The organism is Longimicrobiaceae bacterium, assembly GCA_035936415.1.
Classification (GTDB): Bacteria; Gemmatimonadota; Gemmatimonadetes; order Longimicrobiales; family Longimicrobiaceae; genus JAFAYN01.
The window spans coordinates 1-3,848 of sequence record DASYWD010000439.1 but is presented as its reverse complement, the minus strand read 5'-3'; the positions used below and the strand labels follow the sequence as shown (position 1 = coordinate 3,848).

The 3,848-nt window shown below is 75.4% G+C and carries 4 protein-coding genes; all 4 read right to left on the bottom strand.

All coding sequences use genetic code 11. The annotated features are described in order from the left end of the window. Nucleotides 1-21: 21 nt before the first annotated feature. Nucleotides 22-1,989: a methyl-accepting chemotaxis protein gene (locus VGR37_17915; protein ID HEV2149284.1), complete on the bottom strand. Its 1,968-nt coding sequence runs from the start codon at nt 1,987-1,989 to the stop codon at nt 22-24. Then, complete coding sequence (locus tag VGR37_17910; GenBank protein ID HEV2149283.1) at nt 1,986-2,411, bottom strand: chemotaxis protein CheW; 426 nt, start codon at nt 2,409-2,411, stop codon at nt 1,986-1,988. Before VGR37_17910 ends, VGR37_17915 begins: the two co-directional genes overlap by 4 nt. Further along, the gene (locus VGR37_17905) at nt 2,408-2,791 is read right to left on the bottom strand and encodes a response regulator (GenBank protein HEV2149282.1); all 384 of its coding nucleotides are present in this window, start codon (nt 2,789-2,791) and stop codon (nt 2,408-2,410) included. The genes VGR37_17910 and VGR37_17905 overlap by 4 nt, the downstream gene beginning before the upstream one ends. Beyond that, on the bottom strand, nt 2,781-3,848 hold a 1,068-nt coding region (locus VGR37_17900; GenBank protein HEV2149281.1), incomplete at its 5' end, for an ATP-binding protein. The genes VGR37_17900 and VGR37_17905, both read right to left, overlap by 11 nt.

The window sequence follows — 3,848 nt, the reverse complement described above, 5'->3', positions numbered from 1 at the left end:
GCCTCCGCGCCGGCGCCGCGCTCAGACACGGAACCGGCTCACCAGGTCGGCCAGGCGGGCGGCCTGCTCGGCCACGTCGTCGGCCGCGCGCGAGGTCTCGCGCACGGAGCTCTGCGCGGCGCGGGCGCCCCCGGCGATGTTCTCCGTGGCCCGCAGGATCATCTCCCCGCCGCGCTTCTGCTCGGCGGTGGCCGCGAACACCTGCTGCGTCTGCTCGTTCATGTTCTCCGTGGCCTGCACGATCTGGCGGCTCGCCAGGCTCTGCTCGCGGGTGGCGATGCGCACCTCCTCCGCGATCCGCTGGATGTGCTGCGTGGACTCCCGCGCCTGCCCGGCCGCGATCCGCTGCTGGTCCGCCGCGAGCGAGACCTCTTCCATCAGCTCGCGGGTGCGCCCCGCCGAGCCCACGATCTGCTCCAGGGCGTGGGCCGCCTCTTCGGCAAGTTCGATTCCTTCGCGCGTCCGCTCGGCCACCCCGCCGCTGGAGCGGGTGGCGCGCTCCACCTCTCCCTGGATCCCGCGGATGGTGTGGCCGATCTCCCGCGCGGACTCCACCGCGCGCTCGGCGAGCCGCCGGATCTCCTGCGCCACCACGGCGAAGCCGCGCCCGTGCTCCCCGGCGCGCGCCGCCTCGATGGCGGCGTTCAGCGCCAGCAGGTTGGTCTGGTCGGCGATGTCCTCAATCAGGTCGGAGATCTGCCCCACGTTCTCCCCCGTCTCCCCCAGCCCGCGGATGGCCTCGGTGAGCGCCTCCACCTGGGCGTGGATCCGCTGCATCCCGTGCACCACCCGCCCCACCACCTCGCCGCCCCCGCGGGCGTCGGTCTCCGCGCCGACGGCGATCTGGCGCGTCTCGTCCACGTGGCGCCCCACCTGCTGGATGGAGGCGGCCATCTCCTCGATGGTGGTGGACGCCTGCTCCACCGCAGCGCCCAGCGTGTCGGCGCTGGAGGCGGTGTGCTCGACGGAGCGCCCCATCTGGGCGATGGAGGAGGAGGTCTGGTCCACCGAGGCGGCGAGCGACTCGGCGCTGGAGGCCACCAGCCCGATCTGGGCGGCGATCTCCTCCATGGAGGTGGAGGTCTGCTCGGTGGCGGCCACCTGGTCGTCCACCGTCTGGGCCAGCCGCTGCGCGGAGGCGGAGATCTGGTCCGAGGCGGCCGCCACGTGCCCCGCGGCCAGGTTCACGCCGGAGACCGACTCGCGCAGGTCGGCGGCCATGCGGTTCAGGGTCCCCGCGAGCTGCCCCACCTCGTCCTTCCCCATCACCTCCATCTGCCCGGTGAGCTCGCCGGCCGCCACCCTCCCCGCGAAGTCCACGGCGTGCTGCAGCGGGCGGGCGATGCGCCCCGCCAGCCAGCCGGCGATCAGCCCCGCGACCACCAGGGCGAGGACGGTGGCCCCGATCAGCGTCCACCGGATCTGGTCGAGCGCGCGGCGGATGACGCCGCGCCGCTCCGCGGTGATCTCCGACTGCCGCTCCCGGAACTGCTCCAGGAGGTCCAGCGCGTTGGCGACCCGTACGCGGGGGGCGCCGGTCTGGTAGAAGCCGGCGATGTCGGCGATGGAGCCGGTGCGGCGCAGCGGGATCACGCGCTCGGCGACCGAGGAGCTCCAGGAGGCGCTGATGGCCGAGACCGAGTCCAGCCGCTCCCGCTGGATGGGGTCCACCGCGACCTCGCGTGCCCGCCCGAGCGCCTGGCTCAGGCGGCGGTCGGCCTCCCGGTACGGCTCCAGCGCCTCCTCCTGGCCGGTGATGGCGAAGTCGCGCAGGGCGGAGGCGCGCTCCAGGAAGGCCAGCTCCGCGGTCTGCACGTCGTTCAGCACCGTCTCCGCGCTCTGGAAGGAGCGGTTGGCCTCGGCGATCGTCTGCACCTGCCGGAGCACTACCACGGCGATCAGGACCATCAGGAGGAGCACCGGGGCGAAGCCCACGATGATCTTCTTGCGGATGGAGGCGTCGCGGAACCACTCCGTCAGGCGCGTCATGCGTCCACTCCGGCGAGCACGTTGTCGAGGTGGAGGAGCGCCACCGGCCGCCCCTCCGCGGATCGCACCACTCCCTCCAGCCACCCGTCCGGGAGGGCGGCCACGGCCTCGGCGGGGGGCGGGTCCACGAGGTCCCCGGTCTCCACGGTCCCCGCCACGGCATCCACCAGGAGGGCCAGCGGCTCCCCCCCGTCCCCGCGGGCGACCACCACCAGCCGCCCCGGGCGGCGCGCCGGACCGGAGCGGAGCCGGGTCCCCAGGTCCAGCACCGCCACCAGCGCGCCCCGGAGGTGCACCAGCCCCGCCACGTCCGGCGGGGGGAAGGGGACGCGGGTCAGGGGCGGGGGACGCAGCACGGCGCGCACCCGCTCCATGGGAAGGCCGAACTCCGCCGCCCCCAGCCGCACCGTGACCGCGCTCACCCGCCCTGCCCCGTCCGCTCGCGCACCGCCCGGCGGAGCTCCTCCGCGGTCCAGGGCTTCGCCAGGAAGGCGTCGGCCCCGGCCTCGCGCGCCAGCCGGCGGTCCTCCTCCCCGGACTCGGTGGAGCTCACCAGCACCGCCGGGCGCGTCATCCCCAGCTCGGTCCGCAGGCGGCGCACGAACTCCAGCCCGTCCATGTGGGGCATGTTGATGTCCACGATCAGGAGGTCCACGTCGGGCTCCTGCGCGGCCAGGTCCAGCCCCTCCACGCCGTTGGCGGCAAACCGGACGTCGTTCTCCGCTCCCAGCACCAGGCGGTACATCCGGCACATCATGGGGCTGTCCTCCACCACCAGGATGCGCCTGCGCTCACTCGACACCGGCCCCTCCGCGATACAGGTCCACGTTCAGCTCCACCATGGCCGCAGCGTCCACCACCAGCACCACCCGCCCGTCCGGCGCGACCGTCGCCCCCGACACTCCCCGCGGGCTCCCCAGCGCTCCGGGGAGGGCGCGCACGGTGGCGGGGCGCTGCTCCAGCAGGCGGTCCGCGGCCAGCGCCACGGCGCGCGTCCCGCTCCGCACCACCACCAGGAAGCGCGGGGGCGCGCCGTCCCCGTCGTCCCACCCGAAGATCCGCCCCGGGCGGGCCAGCGGGAGGGTCTCCCCCCGGATGCGCACCACCTCCGCCGCGCCCACCCGCTCCACCTCGGCACCGCGCAGCGACTCCTCCACGTCCGCGGAGGGGACGGCGAGCCGCTCTCCCGCGGCCTCGAAGAAGAGCGCGGGGACGAGCGCCACCGTGAGCGGGAGGCGGAGCACGAACCGCGTCCCGCCCTCCTCGCCCGCCTCCACCTCCACGCTCCCCCGCAGCCGCGACACCGCGCCGCGCACCGCGTCCAGCCCGATCCCGCGCCCCGAAGTGGTGCTCGCCGTGCGGCGGGTGGAAAAACCGGGCCGGAAGATCAGCTCTTCCACTCCTTCGCCGTCCTCGCCCCCCGCGGGAACGATCCCCTCCTCGCGCGCCCGGGCGGCGATCCGCGCCCGGTCGAGCCCGCGCCCGTCGTCCTCCACCTCGATCCGCACCCGGTCGCCCTCCTGCGCGGCCCGCAGCGCCAGGGTGGCCTGCGGCGGCTTCCCGGCGGCCTCCCGCTCCGCGGGCGTCTCGATGCCGTGGTCCACGGCGTTGCGGACCAGGTGCAGCAGGGGCTCGGCCAGGGCGTCCGCGGTGGACTTGTCGAGCTGCGTGTCCTCCCCCTCCAGCACCACGTGCACCTGCTTTCCCTGCTCGCGCGCCAGGTCGCGCACCAGCGCGGGGAAGCGGGCCAGGACCCGCCCCGCCGGGACCATGCGCAGGTCGGTGGCGGTGCGCACCGATGCGTCCGCGGCGGCGGCCAGGGCCTCCACGCGGTCCAGGAGGGCGCGGCGGACCCCGGC

What these genes read in the sequence shown, in the direction of transcription:
- VGR37_17915 (HEV2149284.1), bottom strand. Translation starts at nt 1,989, where the DNA reads ATGACGCGCCTGACGGAGTGGTTCCGCGACGCCTCCATCCGCAAGAAG.